Origin of the sequence: Pseudomonas sp. LPH60 (assembly GCF_030718165.1) — a bacterium.
GTDB lineage: Bacteria > Pseudomonadota > Gammaproteobacteria > Pseudomonadales > Pseudomonadaceae > Aquipseudomonas > Aquipseudomonas danubii.
The window spans coordinates 58,383-78,887 of the sequence record NZ_JAVAJH010000009.1 but is presented as its reverse complement, the minus strand read 5'-3'; the positions used below and the strand labels follow the sequence as shown (position 1 = coordinate 78,887).

The window sequence follows — 20,505 nt, the reverse complement described above, 5'->3', positions numbered from 1 at the left end:
GGCGGGTTCTCTCTTGTTGTTGTTCTGGGGCACGCGTACCGACGCCGGATTCAGGGCTGGTCGAAGTCCAGGACCACCTTGTCGCTGAGGGGATAGGACTGGCAGGACAACACATAACCGGCCGCCACTTCGTAGTCTTCCAGGGCGTGGTTGCTGTCCATTTCCACCTCGCCTTCGATGACCTTGCACTTGCAGGTGGAGCAGACCCCGGCCTTGCACGAATAGGGCAGTTCGGCGCCCTGGGCGTTGCCGGCATCCAGCAGGCTCTGGCTGTTGCGCGGCAGGTCAAAGGCCAGGGCCCGACCGTCGCTGATCACGGTGATCCGGCTGACCTGCGGGTCCTGGGCGCGGGCGGCTTCCCGGGCCTGGCGTCTCTGGCCGTCGCCGGCGGCATGGAACAGCTCGAAGTGGATGCGCTCGGCCTTCATGCCGGCGGCCTTGAGGCTGTCGCGCACGGTTTCGGTCATGGCCTGGGGGCCGCAGATGAAGGCCGCGTCCAGTTGCCTGACATCGAGCCAGCGGGAAAACAGTTGCCGGCATTTGTCCTGGTTGATGCGGCCGTTGTAGAGGTCGATGTCCTGCTGTTCGCGACTGAACACGAACACCAGGTTCAGGCGCTGCAGATAGCGGTTCTTCAAGTCCTCCAGCTGTTCGCGAAACAGCGCCGAGGCGCTGGAGCGGTTGCCGTAGAGCAGGGTGATGCGACTCAGCGGCTCGCCTTCCAGGGTGCTCTTGATGATCGACAGGATCGGCGTGATGCCGCTGCCTGCGGCCACCGCCAGGTAGTGGCCGTGACGCGCCGGATCAAGCTCGACATGGAAGCGGCCCGCCGGAGGCATGACCTCCAGCGACTGCCCGGGCTTGAGCCGTTCGTTGGCGAAGGCCGAAAAGCGCCCGCCGCTGACGCGTTTCACCGCGATGCGCAGCTCGTCGTCATTCACCCCGCTGCAGATGGAGTAGGAGCGTCGGACTTCCTCGCCCTCCAGTTCGGTGCGCAGCACCAGATGCTGGCCCTGGGTGAAGTGGAACTGCCCTTGCAGGTGCCGGGGAATCTCGAAGGCGATGGACACCGCGTCGCGGGTTTCGCTGCGTACATCCTTGATGGTCAAGCGGTGGAACTGGCTCATGGTGATTCTCCTCTGAGGCGCGGGCGGCTCAGATGCACTTGAAATAGTCGAAGGGTTCCAGGCAGTCGCGGCAGCGGTACAGGGCCTTGCAGGCGGTGGAGCCGAACTCGCTGAGGCGCTCGCTGTGGGCACTGCCGCATTGCGGGCAGAGCACCTGGGGCGCGTCCCCCAGCAGGCTGCGCTTGCTGCTGCCCGAGGGCGGCGCGATGCCGTAGGCCCGCAGGCGCTGGCGACCGCGCTCGGTGATCCAGTCGGTGGTCCAGGCCGGGGTCAGTTGGCGCACCAGGCGCGGAGCCTTGAAGCCGGCCTGTTCCAGGGCCTGGCGAATGTCGTTCTCGATCACCTCGGTGGCCGGGCAGCCGGAGTAGGTGGGGGTCAGCGCCACCTGCAGATGGCCGGCCTGCCAGTCCAGGTCGCGGACGATGCCCAGGTCGAGCACGCTGACCACCGGCACCTCCGGGTCCATGACCTGATCCAGGGTGCTCCAGGCCAGGTCCAGGTCGCCCCGTTGCAGGCTCCGCGCGCCCTGGTCGCTGCCGATCAGTTCACCAGACCGCATCGGGGTAGGCCCTCGGCAGGAATTGCATCTCGGCCAGCAGTGGGCCCAGGTGCTCGGTGTGCAGGCCCCGGCGTGCATCCAGGTAGAAATGGCTCGGCGCCTCGGGCACGGGCAGGGTGGCCCGGGCGAAGTGGGTTTCGACGGTGGCGCGCCAGCCCTCGGCCACCTGGACCGGATCGGCCCACAGGCCGGCCCGGTGCAGCTCGATTTCCGTGGCGTGGTGCTCGACCAGCTCGCCGGTGAAGCGCCACAGCCGGGGGATCGCCTGCAGCATGCGCTGGTGGCTTTCCTCGGTGCCGTCGCCCAGGCGCTCGACCCATTCGCTGGAACGCCGCAGGTGGTAGGTGACTTCCTTGAGGGCCTTGGCGGCGATGCCGGCCATCCGCTCGTCCGCCGACTGGCTCAGGCCCTTGAGGGTTTCCAGGTGCCAGGCGTCGTAGAAGAACTGCTTGAGCAGGGTCACCGCGAAATCGCCATTGGGCTGCTCCACCAGCAACAGGTTGCGGTAGGCCCGCTCGTCACGACGGAAGGCCAGGTGATCGGCGTCGCGGCCATCGGCCAGCCGTTCGGCGGCATAGTCCAGCCAGTTGCGGGCCTGGCCCACCAGATCGAGGCCGACGTTCATCAGCGCCAGTTCTTCTTCCAGGGCCGGCGCCCGGCCGCACCATTCGCACAGGCGCTGGCCCTGGATCAGGGCGCTGTCGCCCAGGCGCAGCAGGTGGTTGATCAGATCGTTTGCAGGGTTCATGGCCGGCCTCACATGTGTCCGACTTCAGGGGGCAGCTGGTAGAAGCTGGCGTGGCGGTAGACCTTGTCGTCGGCCGGATCGAACAGCGGGTCCTTGTCATCCGGGGAGGAGGCAACGATCTGCGCCGAGGGCACCACCCACAGGCTCACGCCTTCGCTGCGCCGGGTGTACAGGTCCCGGGCGTTGGTCATGGCCATGGCGGCGTCGGCGGCGTGCACGCTGCCCACATGTTTGTGATTGAGGCCGTGCTTGCTGCGCACGAAGACTTCGTAAAGGGTCCATTCAGACATGGGATTGACTCCGGATCAGGCAGGCGCGCTCAGGCGGCGTTCTTGTTGGCTTTCTTCTGGGCGTGGGCCACGGCGGCGGCCCGCACCCAGGCGCCGTCGTCGATGGCCCGGCGGCGGGTTTCCAGGCGCTCCTGGTTGCATGGGCCATTGCCCTTGAGCACCTCGTAGAATTCCTGCCACTGGATTTCGCCGAAGTCGTAGTGGCCGCGTTCGGCGTTCCACTTCAGCTCCGGGTCGGGGCAGGTGCAGCCCAGCAATTCCAGTTGCGGGATGGTCTGGTCGATGAAGCGCTGGCGCAGTTCGTCGTTGCTCTGGCGCTTGATTTTCCAGGCCATGGACTGGGCGCTGTTGGGGGAGTGTTCGTCGCTGGGGCCGAACATCATCAGTGCCGGCCACCACAGGCGGTTGATGGCGTCCTGGACCATCTCCCTCTGCGCCTGGTTGCCCTCGCGCATCATGGTCAGGAGGATTTCGTAGCCCTGGCGCTGGTGGAAGCTCTCTTCCTTGCAGATGCGCACCATGGCCCGGGCGTAGGGGCCGTAGGAGGTGCGCTGCAGCACCACCTGGTTGACGATGGCGGCACCGTCCACCAGCCAGCCCACCGCGCCCATGTCGGCCCAGTTCAGGGTCGGGTAGTTGAAGATGCTCGAATACTTGGCCCGGCCGCTGTGGAGCTTGGCGATTTCCTCGTCGCGGTCGGCGCCCAGGGTTTCCATGGCGCTGTACAGGTACAGGCCGTGACCGGCTTCGTCCTGGATTTTGGCCATCAGTTGCAGCTTGCGCTTGAGGGTCGGGGCGCGGGTGACCCAGTTGCCTTCGGGCAACATGCCGACGATTTCCGAGTGGGCGTGCTGGGAGATCTGCCGGATCAGCGTCTGGCGGTAGGCATCGGGCATCCAGTTCTTGGCCTCGATCTTGATTTCCCCGTCGATTTTTTCCTGGAAGGTGCGCTCCTGCTCGGACATTTCTGCCAGCGGCTTGATGCGCTTGATCCCCGTCTCTACCAGCTGTGCGTACATGAGTGTCTCCCGGGTTGCAGGTGTGGGTGAGGCTGTGAATGTTTATATGTGATACATAAATAAATATCAAACACAAAATAGCGTGTCATGTTTGTTTCTGTATCGCTTTGCCTCACAACTTGAATGGCAGGCGAAAAAAAGCCCCGTCATGACGGGGCTCCAATGCTTGCGGCAACGCTATTTGCGGCGATCGACCACGCGGCAGGCCTTGCCTTCCGAACGCTTGATGCTGAAGGGGGGCTGTAAAACGATACGCGAGCTGATGCCGATATGAGTCTTTATGTGGCGACTGAGCTCGCTGCAGATGGCCCTTTGCTGTTCATCCCCCAGTTGCTGATGCTCGCTCTTGAGCTCGACGTGAATATCGACGCTGTCGAGGTTGCCGTGGCGATACAGATGGATCTCGTAACAGGGGGCCAGGTGCACGGCTTTGAGCACTTGCTCCTCCACCTGGGTGGGAAACACATTGACCCCGCGAATGATCAGCATGTCGTCGCTGCGCCCGGTGATCTTGTCGATGCGCCGCATGGGCCGCGCCGTCCCCGGCAGCAGGCGGGTCAGATCGCGGGTGCGGTAACGGATCATCGGCAGTGCCTCCTTGCTCAGGGAGGTGAGCACCAGCTCGCCCATTTCGCCATCGGGCAGCACCTGAGCGGTCAGCGGGTCGATGATTTCGGGGTAGAAATGATCCTCCCAGAGGGTCGGGCCGTCGCGGGTCTCGGCGCATTCCATGGCCACTCCCGGACCGATGATCTCCGACAGCCCGTAGATATCCAGGGCGCGGATGCCCAGGCGCTGCTCGATGGCGCTGCGCAGTTCGTCGGTCCAGGGTTCGGCGCCGAAGATTCCCAGGCGCAGGGCCAGTTTGTGGGGATCGAGGCCCTGGCGTTCGATCTCGTCGGCGATATTGAGCATGTAGGACGGCGTGACCATGATGATGTCCGGCTGGAAATCCTTGATCAGTTGCACCTGCTTCTCGGTCTGGCCGCCGGACATGGGAATCACGGTGCACCCCAGGCGTTCGGCACCGTAGTGTGCCCCCAGGCCGCCGGTGAACAGGCCGTAGCCATAGGAGACATGCACCTTGTCGCCGGGCCGGCCGCCGGCCGCGCGGATCGACCGGGCCACCACCTGGGCCCAGGTGTCGATGTCGTTGCGGGTATAGCCCACCACCGTGGGCTTGCCGGTGGTGCCGCTGGAGGCATGCAGGCGCACCACCTCCTGCATGGGCACCGCGAACATGCCGTAGGGGTAGTTGTCCCGCAGGTCGGACTTGGTGGTGAAGGGCAGTTGGGCAAGGTCCTCCAGGCGCTGGATGTCCTGGGGGTGCACGCCCAGGGCGTCGAAGCGCTGGCGATACAGGGGGACGTTGGCGTAGGCGTGGTTCAGGCTCCAGCGCAGGCGCTCCAGCTGATGCTGGCGCAAGTGGTCGATGCTGGCGGTTTCCATCGGGTCCAGCGGCGCTTCGGGCACGGTTCTGGCTATCGGCATGTTCATGGTGTCACTCGTATTGTTGTTGTCGTTCAACCCGTCACTGCGGGTTCTGAGTGCATGACCCGCAAGAGGCACGAAGGGCTTGCGGGGAGTTCTGCAGGCGCGGGCTGGCGCCTCTGGAGGATCAGGGTGGTGCCCACGCCCCGGCACCCACTGCGGCAGTTTCTGCGGTACGACGCAGCGGGGCCATGTCAGCGCCCCTTGAACACAGGAGGGCGCTTGTCCATGAAGGCACTGACACCTTCTCGATAGTCTTCGCTGCGTCCCGCCAGGCGTTGCAGGTCGCGCTCCAGCTCCAGTTGCTGGTCGAAGCTGTTGTGCAGGCTGGCATTCAGGCTGCGCTTGATCAGCGCCAGGCCATAGGTGGGTTGAGTCGCCAGGTGTCGGGCCAGGCTCAGGGCTTCATCGCGCAGCAAGGCGTCGTCCACGCACTGGTAGATCAGTCCCCATTGCTCGGCCTGTTCGGCGCTCAGACGGTTGCCGAGCATGGCCAGGGCCTTGGCCCGGGCCATGCCCACCAGCCGTGGCAGCAGCCAGGTGCCGCCGGAATCGGGAATCAGCCCGAGTTTGCAGAAGGCCTGGATAAAGCTCGCGGAGCGCGCCGCCAGCACCAGGTCGCAGGCCAGGGGCAGGTTGGCGCCAGCGCCGGCGGCCACGCCATTGACCGCACAGATCACCGGCAATGGCAGGTCGCGCAGCTCACGCACCAGCGGGTTGTAGAACTGTTCGATGGATTCCCCCAGGTCAGGCGCTGCATCGCCGGGGGCGACGTCGCGCTCGCCAAGGTCCTGCCCCGCGCAGAAGCCGCGACCTTCGCCGGTCAGGAGCAGGACCCGCACCTCGGGGTTGTTGCGCACGTGCTTGAGGGCCGCCTGCACCTCGCCATGCATCTGTGGGTTGAAACTGTTGAGCTGCTCGGGACGGTTGAGGCTGAGGAGGGCGACACCCTCGCTGATGGAGAACAGGATGGTGGCAAAGTTCAGGGTCGGGTGTTGAGGCATGGTGGATGTCCTCGGAGTGATACGGCCGGTTGCCGGCTCGATTGTCGGGTCGGCCCGGGAGCCGGTTTTCGCCGAGTATATCGCCAATGTGATACATAAAATCAAGATTAATGGATTGTTAATGTGTCCTATCTTTCGGCTTCAGCTGTGTTCTATTCGGGGCGGCAGGTCGACGGAATGCTGACTTGGGCCGGCAATTGAGGCCGTATCCTTTATGCTTTGCGGGTTGTGGCGCCTGTGGCGAGCCAGGCCTGTGTCTTGGAGAACGGTTGTGTACCGAGAATAACCTGATACAAAATGCCGTCCGCGTTGTATCGATATCCTGGATTGGGTGGCGTCGCGCATTCTCGGCGTTGTATTCGCGGGCAAGTGCAGCGCCCCCAGCCGCTCCAACACCAGCAGTTTCTGCTGATCAGAGAGGGAAGCAGCATGACGTGCTACAGCCTTGATGGCTTGATTCCGGTGGTCGATCCCAGTGCCTATGTGCACCCTTCGGCGGTGCTGATCGGCGATGTGATAGTCGGCCCCCGTTGCTATGTCGGCCCCCTGGCCAGCCTGCGGGGGGATTTTGGCCGGATTGTCCTCGAAGAGGGGGCCAATCTGCAGGACACCTGTGTGATGCATGGTTTCCCCGATAGCGACACGGTGGTGGAGCGCAATGGCCATGTCGGCCATGGCGCAGTGTTGCACGGTTGCCGGATTGGCGCCGACGCGCTGGTGGGCATGAATGCGGTGGTGATGGACAACGCCTTCATTGCACCGCGTTCCTTTGTTTCGGCGGCGGCGCTGGTCAAGGCCGGTTTCGAATGCGCGCCGCAATCGCTGGTGATGGGCGCGCCGGCGCGGGTCACGCGTCAGTTGAGCGACGAGGAAGTGGCCTGGAAGCTGGCCGGCACTCGGGAGTACCAGCACTTGACCCGTCGCTGCCTGGAGCAGATGCAAGTCTGTGAGCCGCTGTCTCGGGTCGAGGATGATCGGCCGCGAATCGCCGACGGCGGCTTTCGTCCCAAGGCCGGCCAATGAACACCCCGGGCCGCTGCGACGGCCTGAAACCGGCTATATTCCTTCCTTTTTTTCCGGTACGCCCATGTCGTCCCTAGCGCCACTGAACCACCTGATCAAACGCTTTCAGGAGCAGACCCCGATCCGCGCCAGTTCGCTGATCATCACCCTGTACGGCGATGCCATCGAACCCCATGGCGGCACCGTCTGGCTGGGCAGCCTGATTCAACTGCTGGAGCCCATGGGGATCAACGAGCGGCTGATCCGCACTTCGATCTTCCGCCTGAGCAAGGAGGGGTGGCTGACTGCCGAAAAGGTCGGGCGCCGCAGTTACTACAGCCTGACCCTGGCCGGTCGCCGGCGATTCGACAAGGCGTTCAAGCGGGTCTATAGCGCCGGTGTGCCGGCCTGGGATGGTTCCTGGAGCCTGGTAATGCTCGGACAATTGCAACCGGAGTTGCGCAAGCAAGTGCGTGAAGAGTTGGAGTGGCAAGGGTTTGCCGCGATGTCGCCGCTGATGCTGGCGTGCCCGCGCAGCGATCGCGCCGATATCAATGCCACCTTGCTGGAGCTTGGTGCCCAGGACGACACCATTGTCTTTGCCACCGCACCCGAGGACGTGCTCGGCTCCAGAGCCCTGCGCCAGCAGGTGCGCGAGAGCTGGAACATTGACGAACTGGCAGCCCATTACAGTGAATTCATCCAACTGTTTCGCCCCCTCTGGCAGGCCCTGCGCGAGCAGGAGCAGTTGCAACCATCCGACTGTTTCCTGGCTCGCCTGCTGCTGATTCATGAGTACCGCAAGCTGTTGCTGCGCGACCCGCAGTTGCCGGACGAACTGCTTCCCGGCGATTGGGAGGGTCGTGCAGCGCGCCAGCTGTGTCGCAACATCTATCGCTTGATCCAGGCCAAGGCCGAGGAGTGGCTGGCCACGGCTCTGGAGAGCGCTGATGGCCCGCTACCGGATGTGGGGGAAAGCTTCTATCGGCGCTTCGGTGGGCTGCTCTAGCTTGAATAAGGATTGACCTTGGAATTTGTCTTGTTCTAGGGTCGCCAGAGTCCGCTGGGCAACTAAGGCTGAGTGTTTCAGGCTTGTTGCAGTGAGATGAAGTTCAGGTGATTGGCAGTAGTGAGTGCACGGCCAGGAGGGAGTATCCGGTCTTGCAGGGAAAGCAGGCAGATAAAGGAACTATCAATGAGATCGATACGCAAGGTGGCAGTGCAACTATGTTTGGCTGGAGTCTTAGTTACTTTTGGGAGTCTGGCCGGTGCCTCGCAACTTGTTCCGGCACTGGGGCTGGCCAATGATCAATATGCCAAGTCTCCAGGGCCCTACAAGGTCACTACCAATGCGGTCTTGAGTGACTGTCGCGGTCTGTTGGGTGTATTGGCGAGGATCATGCTGCTGGACAACAGCGTTCAATGTAATTCGTCCTTTCCCTATGGATTTGCCAGTCCGGTTTCCACCAGTGTTTATTACCCGAGCAATATAAGGAATCTGGACAAGTTGCCGGTGGTCAACTTTGTTGGCGGCATCCTTTCCAATCAGGGGCAATACACCGATTTGATGAGGCTGTGGGCGAGTTACGGCTTTATCGTGATCATCTCCTCCGACTTCATCAATACCGCGCCCACCATGCATGTCCTGGGTGCCCTTGAGCTGAGCAAGCTCAACCTGGACCCAACCTCAGCGTTGTTCGGCAAGGTCGATCTGTCTCGCACCATAGTGGCGGGGCACTCCGCTGGCGGCGGGGCGTCGATCCTCTCGTCGAGCCTGTTGCCTGGCACCTTGCAGGACATCGATCCACAGCTGCGCTACATCGGCTCGCTGCCCATCGAACCCGGGCCCATAGGCCTGGGCTCCACCGTCAAGACCCCGACCCTGGTGCTTACCGGGGCCGCGGATGTGGTGGTGCCGGCCTGGGCCTGGCCGCGGCTCTGGCAGGGCGGGTTGATCAAGGCGGTGCCGGGATGGAGTGCCACGGCCCATAACGCCACCCATTTCAGTCCGGTGCGCAGTGTCCGGGAAAACGAGTTCGCCGGTATTACAACCGCCTGGATTTTATATCTCGGCAAGCATGATCCGGGGGCCAAGGAGTACTTTGTCGGTCCGGACTACAAACTCGCGCGTGACCCGCAGTTTATCCGGCTGGCGTTCAATCCGTTGCGGGTTCAACGCAATGAAGTGGCGGACAATCTTCAGTAAGGCAACGGGTCGATATTGTTTCTGGACCTGGCCATTGATGACAAGTTTGCAGGCTCGGGTGTTTTCTTCATGAAAAATTCTTTTGCAACCTTGAAAACATGGTCTATTTGCGAAGTCTCAGGTCTGGGCAATATCGGCTTGATGTAATTGCAATGGCAATGTCACTGCCTTGTTATTTGAAATGAATACTTTTGCTTGCAGCGTCATATATCGCGCTGCAACCACAAGGATTCAAAGACCCATGCCCAGTCTTTCACGCAGGAAGCTATTGCAAGCGGCCGCTATCGGTTCATTTTTTTCATCCTTGCCCCTGGCTATTCGCCAAGCCCTGGCCATACCGGCGAATAACCGTACGGGGACGATCAAGGATGTCGAACACGTAGTGATCCTGATGCAGGAAAATCGCTCTTTCGATCATTACTTCGGTACTTTTCCCGGGGTACGGGGCTTCAGCGACCGCTTTACCATTCCACTGCCCGGTCAGCGCACGGTCTGGGAGCAACAGGGTAAGGGCCGGCTGGTGATGCCCTATCACCTGGACAGCAGCAAAGGCAACGCCCAGCGCGTCAGTGGCACGCCTCATTCATGGGTGGATGCCCATTCGGCCTGGGACAACGGCCGCATGAGTGCCTGGCCGACCCACAAGACAGCGACGTCCATGGGTTATTACCGTGAGCAGGAGCTGCCATTCCAGTTCGCCCTGGCCAACACCTTCACCCTGTGCGACGCCTATCACTGTTCGGTACACGCCGGGACCAACCCCAACCGGTTGTTTCTCTGGACCGGCAGCAACGGCCCGAGCGCGGCAAAGGTCGCTGCGGTGGTCAACGAATGGGATGGCCCGGGTGCGGTAAACGTCGGCTACAGCTGGAAGACCTATCCCGAACGCCTGGAAGAGCAGGGTGTCAGTTGGAAGGTTTACCAGCACCTGCCGGACAATTTCGGCGACAACCCCCTGGCCGGCTTCCGTCAGTACCGCGCCGCCAGCGTAAAGGTGGGTAATCCGGCTCAACCGCCCAAGGACTTCAATGCCTTTGTGCCTTACAGCGATGCCTTGAACGCCGTCGCTGCGCTGTACAAGGGCAATGGCAATACCTTGCCGGCCAGCAGCGGCAGCAATCTGGAGGCGATCATTGGTGGATTTCGCAATGACGTGCAGGCCGGCAAGTTGCCTCAGGTCAGCTGGATTGTGGCGCCGGCCGCCTATTCCGAGCATCCCGGCCCATCGAGTCCGGTCCAGGGCGGCTGGTTCACCCAGGAGATTCTCCTGGCGTTGACTGGCAATCCCGAGGTCTGGAGCAAGACCGTGCTGTTACTGACCTACGATGAAAACGATGGCTTCTTCGATCATATGCCGTCGCCGTCGGCACCTTCCCAGCGTCAGGATGGCAGCTTTGCCGGCAAGTCCACGCTGGGTTTCGACAGCGAACTGTTCAAGCATCCGGCGCCACCCGGTTCGACCCAGCAACCGCTGCCCGATGGCGGCGTGTATGGCCCCGGGCCGCGGGTACCGATGCTGGTGCTGTCTCCCTGGAGCCGGGGAGGCTGGGTCAATTCCCAGGTGTTCGATCACACCTCGGTGCTGCAATTTCTCGAAAAACGCTTTGGCGTGCGCGAGCCCAACATCAGTGCATGGCGGCGGGCGGTATGTGGCGACCTGACGTCGGCGTTGAATTTCGTCGACCCCAACCATGAGCCATTGCCGGCGCTGCAGACCACCACCCGGCAGGCCGCCGACGGTTTGCGCCAGCGCCAGGAGAAGCTGCTCCAGGTGCCGCTACCCTTGGCCAGCCAGCAGTTGCCACCGCACCAGCCGCGGCTGGCCCGACCTTCACGGGCACTGCCTTATCGTCTGCATGTCGACAGCCAGGTGGACCTCAAGGCCAAGACCCTGTCCCTGAGCCTGCAGAACACTGGCGAGCAGGGCGCGGTGTTGCATGTCTACGACGGCCTGCACCTGAGCGATATCCCGCGGCGCTACACGGTGGAGGCCGGCAAGGCGCTGCAGGACAGCTGGCCTGTGGTGGAGCGCTACCAGCTGTGGGTATTGGGACCCAATGGCTTCCACCGCAGCTTCAGCGGCCAGTTGCAACAGCTCCAGCCTGAGCTGTTGGTGACGTCCAGCAATAACCAACTGCAATTCACCCTGAGCAATCCGGGTGCGCATGGGGTATCGGTCACTATCGATCGCTGCCCTTATACCCAACAGGGGCCATGGACCCTGGTCGTGCCTGGGGGAGCAGAGGTGCGCCAGGTTTTCGCCTGTGAGTCCAGTGGTGGCTGGTATGACTTGACCCTGCGCAGTGACGCAGGCTGGTTGCGCAGGGTAGCCGGACGACTGGAAACCGGGGCACACAGTATCAGTGACCCGCTGATGGGGCGGCCCTGAGAGGGCATCGATGAAGCACAAGGGACACTAGTTGGAAATAGCGAGGAGGTGCAGCTTCTGCACTAGCGAAAACAACCACTACGCTACAGATAAAAGTTGCTGCGAGGGAAAAATAGATAGCGTGCTTAGTTGTTTTGCCTAAATAGCGGATCACCTGTTCGGGTGATCCGCTAACAGCATCACTTACTTGGGCATGGCCCAGGACTGCAAGATATAACCTTCCTGGCTCAGTTCAGCGCGGGCTTGTTTGAGCAGGTCTTCCAGTTGGGCTGGATCGGAGTAGGCACTGCTGGGAATCTGGGTGTGACCGATACGGGTACTGGTACGGTCGATGACGCTCAGGCTGAGCTCGCCGTTCCCGTCCTGTGGGGCCCAGGCCACGCATTGAAAAGGCTTGAATGCGCGGTCGGCGATCAAAAGTGCTTCGTTTCTACGGAGCGGGGCGTTCATGGGGTCTTCTCTCTATGTGCCCAATCAGATGATGTGCCGTCGGTTGGGCTTACCGTTCGGCTGGTCACTTGTACTGATGCACTGAGGTAGTGATCGGGTCACACTGAAAAACAAGTTTTTACAACTTTCGTACGTGGGCCCTGTGACAACACCATTAGTTACGGGGTTCTTAAAAAATGACTGCGACAATCAGTCGCTCGGGACGAAGTTCTGGTAGCGCCTTAGTTCCTTTGGTAAGCAGCGCTATAAGCAATTGATACATTCAAGCGTCAAGTTCTTGCTAACGTTACAGCCAGGTTTGCCAAACCACTGTTTCTAATAACTTTTCCCTCTTTTGGCGCCAAGGACCAGTCATGCTCGAAGCTCCCGTGCAGCGCCGCTTGCTGGTGGTCGACCCCTGTGATGACTGCCATCGTCTTCTGCCCGGGCTGCGTGCTATCGGCTGGGATGTGGACAGCTGTGACCTTGAGTCTGCTCGCGAGCGCTCCTGCGATGTCGGCTTGCTGCGCCTGCAACCCTTTCACCTGGAGCGTCCGGAAGCGGTCAAGGACCTGATCAGCCACAGCGGCACCGAGTGGATCGCGGTGCTGAGTCCGGAAGTCCTGCGCCTGCAAAAGGTCGGTGACTTTGTCTGCGAATGGTTTTTCGACTTCCATACCCTGCCGTTCGACGTCTCCCGGGTCCAGGTGACCCTGGGACGGGCCTTCGGCATGGCCCGCCTCAGGGGCCAGGGCGCGGTCCATGTGGACCAGCCCGAGCACGAGTTGTTGGGGAGCAGCCGGCCCATCCGCGACCTGCGCAAGCTGCTGAGCAAGCTGGCGCCCACCGAGTCGCCGGTATTGATCCGCGGCGAGAGCGGCACCGGCAAGGAGCTGGTGGCGCGTACCCTGCATCGCCAGTCCCAGCGTCACGACAAGCCATTTGTGGCGATCAACTGCGGGGCGATTCCCGAACACCTGATCCAGTCCGAACTCTTCGGCCATGAAAAGGGCGCTTTTACCGGGGCGCACCAACGCAAGGTCGGGCGCATCGAGGCGGCCCATGGCGGCACCTTGTTCCTCGATGAGATCGGCGATCTGCCGCTGGAGCTGCAAGCCAATCTGCTGCGCTTCCTGCAGGAAAAGCACATCGAGCGTGTAGGCGGCAGCCAGCCGATACCGGTGGATGTCAGGGTCCTGGCTGCGACCCACGTGGACCTTGAGGCGGCCATCACCAGCGGTCGTTTTCGTGAGGACCTGTATTACCGGTTGAACGTGCTGCAGGTGATTACCGCGCCACTGCGTGAGCGTCATGGCGATTTGGGGATGCTGGCCAGCCACTTTGCCCACTTCTACAGCCAGGAAACCGGACGCCGGCCACGCAGTTTCAGTGAGGACGCCCTGGTGGCCATGGGCAAGCACGACTGGCCGGGCAATGTCCGCGAACTGGCCAACCGGGTGCGCCGGGGCCTGGTACTGGCCGAAGGCCGACAGATTCAGGCCAGTGATCTGGGCTTGCAAGGCCTGCAAGCCCAGGAACTGCCCATGGGCACCCTGGAGGACTACAAGCACCGCGCCGAGCGTCAGGCCCTGTGCGACGTGCTCAACCGGCACAGTGACAACCTCAGCGTTGCCGCCCGGGTACTGGGCATCTCGCGTCCGACTTTTTACCGTTTGCTGCACAAACACCAGATCCGCTAGGGCGGCAAAAACGCCAAGGCCCGCTGCGATTGGGGAGTCGCCGCGGGCCTTGGCGTTTCTGCCGGTGGATCAGAAGTAGTAAGGGAATTTCAGGCTGAAGGTGAAGGCCGGGGCGTCCTCGGTCATGCCGATGGACAGGTTGGGCACAATGGTCAGGTTGTCGGTAGCCGCAATGGTCATGCCGACGTTGAAGTAACCGGCGTTGGCGTCGCTGGAAACCACCGATTGCCAATCGCCGCCATCCTGCTTGAGTTTGCTCTTGCGCTGTATCAGGTCGGACACCGAGAAGGACATGCTCATCTTCTCGTTGAGGGCGAAAGCCACACCGGCGCCGATCTGGAAGCTGTCGCCCAGGCGAACTTTGCCAGGGGTCTTGCTGCCAACCGTGGAACTGATGTCGTCAAACGACTCTTCCAGGTTGTGGGTGTAGGCCAGGGTGCCGAACAGCACCGCCGGATCGAAAGTCTTGACCAGGGAGATCCCGGGGGTGATCGACCAGACACCGTTACCGGTCGGCAGGCTTTCAGGCACGTACAGGTTGTTGTTGCCCGCGGATTGCACCAGCTTGATCCCGAACGGTTCCTTGCCGGTGGGGGCCTTGACTCGCAAGGTGGCCACGGCGTCGGGCCAGAACTCCGATTCGTCGAGGAATTTGTAAGCCACGCCGAAGTTCACGTCCCCCAATGTCGGGTCACGGGTCACCGATTCTTCGGTGGTCTGGGTGCCGGCACCGCCGCCACCACCGGACTGGAAGGTGGATTCGCGATACAGCACGGGGGCGTTGATGTCGAATTGCCAGCGGTTGTTGAGGTTGTAGCGAGCGGTCAGGTCCAGGGTCCAGGTATCGGATTTGATCCGGTCCAGGTTGATGTTGCCGAGAAAGATCGAGTCCAGCGCAAGGAAGCCGTTGACCGTGAGTTGCCGAGCGTCGTAGCGGGCGTAGGTCAAGCCGGTCTCGACGCTGAACTTGCCGCCACCGAAGAAGCCACTGGCCTCGTCGTACAGGTTGCTGACGCTTTGGGCCGGAGCCGAATCATCCTTGAGCGACTGACCGTAGGAAGCGCCCCCGGCTGCTCCTCCGGACGCCGCTGCGGCGCCAGTGCCGGCAACCTGTTGATTGCCTCTGAGATCGGCTGGCGATTTGGCCAGGCGCTTGGGCGGTGGTGCCGCGGGTTGATCTTCTACCTGCCGGACTCGCTGCTCCAGTACCGCCAGGGCCTTCTGCTGCACTTCGTAACGTTGCTTGAGCTCCAGAAGTTCGCGTTTCAGGGTCTCTACATCGGCATCCGGCGCGGCTTGAACCAGCGCCGCTGGAAATAGAGTGCTTAAACAGATGACTGCGCGCAGTGAAACCGATCGATACATGAAATAAACCGTCCCTTTTGAACCCCAATGGTCGAGAATCAGCGTAGTTCAAGATCAGAATTTGCGTAGAGCGTCGAGCGTTGTCAGGTTGCAGTCCAAAACACCGTTGCTCGGTCCGTTGTTTCTGAGCACCACATTGAGTTGAGTCAGGTTGTTGACCAGGTTGCTGTTACCCATCAACTGGGTGTTCTGCAACAGATTGCCCTGGGCCACTTGCTGCAGGGCGCTGCCCTGATTGCCGTTGGCCTGTATCGCCATCTGGATACCGCCATTGAGGGCCGATACCGCCACGCTACCGGCGGCGTTGCTGCCGGTGATGGTCTGGCCGCTCATCAAGGCCTGGCCGGCCCCAGCGGCCAAGGCGGGCGCCTGGTTGGCCTCTGTGACATTGATGCTGATGTTGTTGTAGGCAGAATTGCCATCCCCGGCGGCTCTCACGCTCTGGGTCACGCCCTGGCCACTGGCCAGGCCTGCACCACCGATCACATTGCCGGTGCCTGGGGGCGGCGTGGTGCCGTCACCGGTCTGGGTGATGGTGGAGACGTAGAATTCCGGTTTGATGGTGGCTTGCTGGATCTGCAGCGAGGTGGTCGCACCGATCAGGTCACCGCTGGCGTTGCGCCAGGTACTGCTCATGACGATGCCGAAGCTGATAATCCGCCCCGGCATCACGTAACGGCCCCGTAACTGCGATAATTCCTGATCCTGGATAAGTTCGGGCTTGAAACCAGCATGGGCTGGAAGAGCTGCTGCCAGGCAAGCGGCGGCCAGCCAGTATGAAGTCTTCATCTGCTTGCTGCTCCCGGAGCGTCCTGCCCCTTTATGATTGTTCGGGCTCCTAGAAGAAGTCGCTCTGAATGAAACCGAAGTCCATCAGGTCCGAGTCTTTGACCGGGTAGAATCCATCGAGCTTGTTTTTCGCGGTCAGCGGGGCAGGCGGGTCGAGCAAGGCGTTGGTCTTGTCGTAGCCGGGACCGATGATGGCGAACACGATTCCATTCCAGCCTTTGACGAAATCTTCATGGGTGTAACGCTTGTGACCCAACACCGGATCACCGATGTAGACCCAGCCTTTCTGGGCGCGCTGCATCACCACGAAGTGCTTGTAGCCGCGAATGTCCATCAGTACCACCACCGGAATGGTCACCGCTTCGAGCTTGTCGGGCGGAATCCGGTAGCCTCGGGCGCGCATGCCGATGCTTTCCACGTAGCGCTTCATATCGAGCATGGAGAAGCCCTGGGTGCGGACCAGATTCTGATCCGAATTGACCAGCATGCCCTTGATGACGTGCTCCTCATCGACATCAAGCCAGTAGGCCTGGCGCAGAACGGTCGCCAGCGCGGCGGCGCCGCAACTGAAGTCGGTCTTCTGCTCGACGATGTCGCTGAACTTGCGTTCACGCACGCTCTGCACCTGTTTGAAGATCAGGTTGCCACCGGGCAGGCCGGCGACGGCCATCTGCGCAGCCTCAACGGGAACACAGAGACACAGCAGGAGGGAGAGGATCGCAGTACGCATGATCGTTACGCCTGAGTCGGACTGTGGAAAAGCCCCGTTTCCGGGGCTTTCGTTACGATCGCGATTACATGCAGGCTTTGCAGCCAGCGGCGATGGACAGCGAGTTGCTTTGTTGGTTGCCCACACCGGCCGAGACGTTGGCGCCACCGTTGCCGGAGAAGCCGTTCATCGAGTTGGTCATGCTGGCGTTGTTGACCACTGGGTTTTTCCAGCCGTCTTTGGTCAGCACTTGCTGGGTCCAGTAGCCAGCCAGTTCGATGGTGCCTTGTTCCTTGAAGGTGAATTTTTGATCGTCGTTGTCGTGGCCACCACCGCGGTTGTTGTTGCCATAGCCGCCGCCGTGATGATCGTCGCCTTCGATCTTGCCGCTGCCGGTGCCTTTATAGGTGCCGTAGGCCACGAAGCCGCCCGAGAGGGTGTCTTTTTTGTAGGCCTGGACGCCTTTGTTGTCTACGACCAGATTGGTCGAGGACTGGTTGGCCGCCGCTGCTGCGGTTGCCACGCGGCCGCCGGACACGGCGATGGCCAGGTTGTTTTTCTGTTGGTTGAAGTTGCCGGCGGTGACGTTGATGCCGATGTTGCCGGAACCGTTGTTGCCGGAGTTGTTCAACACAGCGTTGTTCTGTGTCGAAGAGTTTTTCACATGGTTGTTGCTATTGATCTGGGTGGCGCTGGAAGCCGCCACGGCGCTGCCGAAGATGAAGCTTTCGTCAGCGGTTGCCAGAGCAGCGGCGTTGTCTTGTTGGTTGCCGTCACCGGCGGCGACGTTGGCGCCCATGTTGCCGTTGGAGTTGTTGAGGGAGCTGTCCATCTTGGCGTTGTTGTTGGTGCCCTGGTTTTTCACCACGTTGGAGGTGCTGGTCTGCACGTCGATCACTGCAGCACCGGCCCCGGCGGTGATTTGCAGCAGAGTGCCGAGGTCTGGACCTCTATCATGATCGTCATGGCCATTGCCATGACCGCCGTTGTGACCGTTGTTATTTCCACCTGCCTGGGCGGCCATTGCCATGACTGCGGCCAGTGCGAAAACCAGTGGTTTGAGAGCCATTGTAGGTTTCATGGTGTTTCTCCGGTGCTTATTAGTTGGTTAAGTGTTGGTACTTTCTAATTGCACTACGAGGGGTCAATCTGCGACCCGTATGCTCAGGGTGTTAGCCATTCGGTTCCCCACCCCGGCACTCTGGTTCACCTGAATCACTCCACGGCTGCCGGTGAAGGCCTGGTCGCTGGTAACGACCTGGCGGCTGCCTTGTTGAGCGCCAGTTGCTCCCGAGTTTGGTAACAGCGCCACGTTCTGTTGGGACAGGGCGCTGTCGTCAATGCTTTGCGGATTGGCGCTGATGCTGATCCGCAGGGCATTGGCCATCTGGTTGTTGGCCCCGGCCGACTGGTTCACGCCCAGTGCGCCGCTGCCGTTGCTGAAAGAGTTGCCGCCGATGGTGCTACTGGTATTGACCGAGCGGTCGGCTGGCGTGGTGATGCGTTGGTTGACGCTGGTGGTGGCCGTGGCGTTGGTGCCGATGGCAATGGCCCGCACGTTGGTCTGTTGTTGCTGGTCGCCGGCGGCCTGGTTGACGTTGAAGTTGCCTGTGTAGCCGGTGCCGGAGTTCTGGATGCTGGAGGTGGCGGCGGCTTGATTGGCGGAGTCGGCCATGGCCCCGGAGCAGGCGAGCAAGGCAAGGAACAGGACTGAGTGATTCATCTTATTGGCCCCCGATATTTTTCAAGGGAGCCATGCCGGTGTTGATGCTCCGATTGATCGAGCCGGAAATACTGGCCCCGGCACCGCCACCATGACCCACTGCCATGCCTGGCAGGCCATGGCCATTGCTATTGCTCAGGACATTCATCCCCGGTACACCGCTGTTGCCGGACAGCACGGTGCCGCGGATCAGCGCGCCAGTCCTGATGCCGGCGAAATCGCCATCGGTCATTTCATTGCCGGTCATCTGATTGACCAACGCCGAAGGGTTGGTATTGACCGAAACCGGATTGGGGTCTTTCTGCAGAGGCGCACGGCCAATGGGCTGTGCCTGTAAGGTGCGCTGGATGATGATCTCGCCATTGCCCGCCGCCAGAACCGGAAGACTGGACACCGCGCTGACGGCACAACCGATCAGCAGTAGGCGGGTGAAACTTTTGTTCAGAGTCCCCACGGCGGTATTCCTTCTTCTCAGTGCTGGCCCTAGTCAGCGTTGAGAGGGAGAGAGCAGAAGCCGTGCCGCTTTTGATTTCTTGCGAAGAATCAATGGGTTGGGAAAATGCTGGGGGGAAAGGGCGCAGCAGGTGTTTCAGGATTGAGACAGGCGCCACCGACGGCCATTGGCCATAAGCGGGACAATGCTCTGGAACAAGGGTTGCTGCGGGGGTGTATCAGTGGCGCAACAGTTTCGCCGACAGTGGGCGCCGCCCCCGAAAATGGCGGCCTGATCGCCAGGGGAGTGTTTCAGGAATGGACACTCTGCGGGGTGGCGCGCACCTGCGGCGGGATCAGTCCAGCAGCAGTTGCCGAACCAGGGCGAAGGCTTGCTGCCGGCGCTCCTGCCAATCGCCGCGAATGACCCGATAAGGCTGCGCGTGCAGGTCCAGCCACTGCTGTGTGGCGTCGAAGAAAGCCTGACGCTGCGCCAGTTGCGGCTGGCAGCGCTGACCGTCGTCGCTCCAGGCCACATCTTCCGGGGACAGCAGCAGGTGCAGGTGGTAATGCCGGGCCAGCAACTGGGTTTCCAGCCACGGCGGGCAGTCGCCGAACAGGGTCCGGCTCCACAGCAGGTTGCTCAGTAGGTGGGTGTCGAGAATCAGCAGGGCGGGTTGCCGGGCCCGGGCCTGGTCTTCCCAGGCCAACTGGCCACGGGCGATCTCGGGGATGTCCGCCAGGCAGGTATCGCGGCACTCCTGCTCGATGAAGTGGCGCACGTACTCACCCACCTGGATGCCGCCGAAGTGCGCTTGCAGCTCGGTCGCCAGCCAGCTTTTGCCACTGGACTCGGGGCCGGTCAGCACCAGTACCTTCACGGCTGCAACGCCGGGTCGGCGCGCCAGGTGCGCCAGCCCTGGACCGCCAGCAGGGTGAACAGGGCGTACAGGGCCGCGGTCAGGTACAGCTCCTTGTAGATGAACAGACCCACGAAGATCACATCCACGGCGATCCACAGCGGCCAGCATTGCACGCGCTTCTGCGCCATCCACCATTGGGCTACCAGGCTGAAGGCGGTCAGGGCGGCGTCGAGCCAGGGTTGCGCGGCATCGGTCCAGTGAGCCATGGCCGCTCCCAGCATCAGGCTGCCCAGTGCGCCGAGGGCCAGGCCCTGGAGCAAGCCGACGGGCTGCAACTGGCTGACCGGGCGCCCCTGATGCTGGTCGCCGCCACGGGTCCACTGCCACCAGCCATAGAGCTGCAGCACGGCGTAGACCACCTGCAACAGCATGTCGGAATAGAGCTTGACCTCGTAGAAGATCCAGCTGTAGAGCAACACCATGACCAGGCCGATGGGCCAGCACCAGGGATTCTGTTTAACCGTCAGCCAGACGGCGATGACGCCTAGCGCAGCGGCAAACAGTTCAAGCCCGGACATGGCGGTTCCTTGGGGAAGTGGAGGAGGGGGCGGATTGTACCCAGTCTGGGCCTTAGGCGTCAGCCCGGGGCCCAGACCCTGA

Annotated in this window: 21 protein-coding genes; 5 read left to right on the top strand and 16 right to left on the bottom strand. The window is 61.8% G+C overall.

What is annotated here, in order from left to right; genetic code table 11:
- Positions 1-50: 50 nt before the first annotated feature.
- From paaE to paaG, 7 genes are all read right to left on the bottom strand, one after another.
- Positions 51-1,127 (bottom strand): 1,2-phenylacetyl-CoA epoxidase subunit PaaE, encoded by a 1,077-nt coding sequence (gene paaE / locus Q8O96_RS27340; RefSeq protein WP_102863493.1) that lies wholly within the window; start codon positions 1,125-1,127, stop codon positions 51-53.
- A 28-nt stretch (positions 1,128-1,155) separates the two neighbouring features.
- On the bottom strand, positions 1,156-1,686 hold the full coding sequence (gene paaD / locus Q8O96_RS27335; protein WP_060839390.1) for a 1,2-phenylacetyl-CoA epoxidase subunit PaaD: 531 nt from the start codon (positions 1,684-1,686) through the stop codon (positions 1,156-1,158).
- On the bottom strand, positions 1,673-2,434 hold the full coding sequence (gene paaC / locus Q8O96_RS27330) for a 1,2-phenylacetyl-CoA epoxidase subunit PaaC (RefSeq protein WP_305949766.1): 762 nt from the start codon (positions 2,432-2,434) through the stop codon (positions 1,673-1,675). The genes paaD and paaC overlap by 14 nt, the downstream gene beginning before the upstream one ends.
- Positions 2,435-2,442: 8 nt before the next feature.
- Entirely contained in the window at positions 2,443-2,724 is a 282-nt protein-coding gene (paaB, locus tag Q8O96_RS27325) for a 1,2-phenylacetyl-CoA epoxidase subunit PaaB (RefSeq protein WP_060843646.1), read from the bottom strand.
- A gap of 29 nt (positions 2,725-2,753) precedes the next feature.
- Positions 2,754-3,743, bottom strand: a complete 990-nt coding sequence (paaA, locus tag Q8O96_RS27320) for a 1,2-phenylacetyl-CoA epoxidase subunit PaaA (protein ID WP_102863496.1) — start codon at positions 3,741-3,743, stop codon at positions 2,754-2,756.
- A 177-nt stretch (positions 3,744-3,920) separates the two neighbouring features.
- On the bottom strand, positions 3,921-5,240 hold the full coding sequence (paaK, locus tag Q8O96_RS27315) for a phenylacetate--CoA ligase PaaK (RefSeq protein WP_102879242.1): 1,320 nt from the start codon (positions 5,238-5,240) through the stop codon (positions 3,921-3,923).
- Positions 5,241-5,428: 188 nt separating this feature from the next.
- Positions 5,429-6,220 (bottom strand): 2-(1,2-epoxy-1,2-dihydrophenyl)acetyl-CoA isomerase PaaG, encoded by a 792-nt coding sequence (gene paaG / locus Q8O96_RS27310; RefSeq protein ID WP_213666515.1) that lies wholly within the window; start codon positions 6,218-6,220, stop codon positions 5,429-5,431.
- A gap of 447 nt (positions 6,221-6,667) precedes the next feature.
- Between paaG and paaY the strand changes: the two genes are divergently transcribed.
- From paaY to Q8O96_RS27290, 4 genes are all read left to right on the top strand, one after another.
- On the top strand, positions 6,668-7,261 hold the full coding sequence (paaY, locus tag Q8O96_RS27305; RefSeq protein WP_170002809.1) for a phenylacetic acid degradation protein PaaY: 594 nt from the start codon (positions 6,668-6,670) through the stop codon (positions 7,259-7,261).
- Positions 7,262-7,325: 64 nt separating this feature from the next.
- Positions 7,326-8,249: a phenylacetic acid degradation operon negative regulatory protein PaaX gene (gene paaX, locus Q8O96_RS27300; RefSeq protein ID WP_102863499.1), complete on the top strand. Its 924-nt coding sequence runs from the start codon at positions 7,326-7,328 to the stop codon at positions 8,247-8,249.
- 186 nt (positions 8,250-8,435) lie between these two features.
- Positions 8,436-9,446 carry an adenylate cyclase gene (locus Q8O96_RS27295; protein WP_305949765.1) on the top strand — a complete coding sequence of 337 codons (1,011 nt, stop codon included), beginning with the start codon at positions 8,436-8,438 and terminating at the stop codon, positions 9,444-9,446.
- Positions 9,447-9,687: 241 nt separating this feature from the next.
- A complete protein-coding gene (locus Q8O96_RS27290; RefSeq protein WP_305949764.1) occupies positions 9,688-11,835 on the top strand; it encodes a phosphocholine-specific phospholipase C in 2,148 nt (715 codons plus the stop codon).
- A 183-nt stretch (positions 11,836-12,018) separates the two neighbouring features.
- Here the strand turns inward: Q8O96_RS27290 and Q8O96_RS27285 are convergent, their stop codons facing one another.
- Positions 12,019-12,285 carry a hypothetical protein gene (locus Q8O96_RS27285; RefSeq protein ID WP_102863502.1) on the bottom strand — a complete coding sequence of 89 codons (267 nt, stop codon included), beginning with the start codon at positions 12,283-12,285 and terminating at the stop codon, positions 12,019-12,021.
- A 353-nt stretch (positions 12,286-12,638) separates the two neighbouring features.
- Here Q8O96_RS27285 and Q8O96_RS27280 point away from each other — a divergent pair, with 353 nt between their 5' ends.
- Complete coding sequence (locus tag Q8O96_RS27280) at positions 12,639-13,964, top strand: sigma-54 dependent transcriptional regulator (RefSeq protein WP_102863503.1); 1,326 nt, start codon at positions 12,639-12,641, stop codon at positions 13,962-13,964.
- A 69-nt stretch (positions 13,965-14,033) separates the two neighbouring features.
- Here Q8O96_RS27280 and Q8O96_RS27275 read toward each other — a convergent pair whose 3' ends face one another.
- The 8 genes from Q8O96_RS27275 to pnuC all read right to left on the bottom strand — a co-directional run bounded on the left by Q8O96_RS27275 (position 14,034) and on the right by pnuC (position 20,423).
- The gene (locus tag Q8O96_RS27275; protein WP_102863504.1) at positions 14,034-15,329 is read right to left on the bottom strand and encodes a hypothetical protein; all 1,296 of its coding nucleotides are present in this window, start codon (positions 15,327-15,329) and stop codon (positions 14,034-14,036) included.
- A gap of 54 nt (positions 15,330-15,383) precedes the next feature.
- On the bottom strand, positions 15,384-16,118 hold the full coding sequence (locus Q8O96_RS27270; RefSeq protein WP_102863505.1) for a hypothetical protein: 735 nt from the start codon (positions 16,116-16,118) through the stop codon (positions 15,384-15,386).
- A gap of 49 nt (positions 16,119-16,167) precedes the next feature.
- Complete coding sequence (locus Q8O96_RS27265) at positions 16,168-16,848, bottom strand: C39 family peptidase (protein ID WP_102863506.1); 681 nt, start codon at positions 16,846-16,848, stop codon at positions 16,168-16,170.
- Positions 16,849-16,912: 64 nt separating this feature from the next.
- Positions 16,913-17,908, bottom strand: coding sequence for a heme utilization protein (locus Q8O96_RS27260; RefSeq protein ID WP_305949763.1), 996 nt, complete (start codon positions 17,906-17,908; stop codon positions 16,913-16,915).
- A gap of 63 nt (positions 17,909-17,971) precedes the next feature.
- Positions 17,972-18,550, bottom strand: coding sequence for an adhesin (locus Q8O96_RS27255; protein WP_102863508.1), 579 nt, complete (start codon positions 18,548-18,550; stop codon positions 17,972-17,974).
- A 1-nt stretch (position 18,551) separates the two neighbouring features.
- Entirely contained in the window at positions 18,552-19,004 is a 453-nt protein-coding gene (locus tag Q8O96_RS27250) for a hypothetical protein (protein ID WP_250330558.1), read from the bottom strand.
- A 334-nt stretch (positions 19,005-19,338) separates the two neighbouring features.
- Positions 19,339-19,863, bottom strand: coding sequence for an AAA family ATPase (locus Q8O96_RS27245; RefSeq protein ID WP_305949762.1), 525 nt, complete (start codon positions 19,861-19,863; stop codon positions 19,339-19,341).
- Entirely contained in the window at positions 19,860-20,423 is a 564-nt protein-coding gene (pnuC, locus tag Q8O96_RS27240) for a nicotinamide riboside transporter PnuC (RefSeq protein ID WP_207165895.1), read from the bottom strand. Before pnuC ends, Q8O96_RS27245 begins: the two co-directional genes overlap by 4 nt.
- Positions 20,424-20,505: the final 82 nt, after the last annotated feature.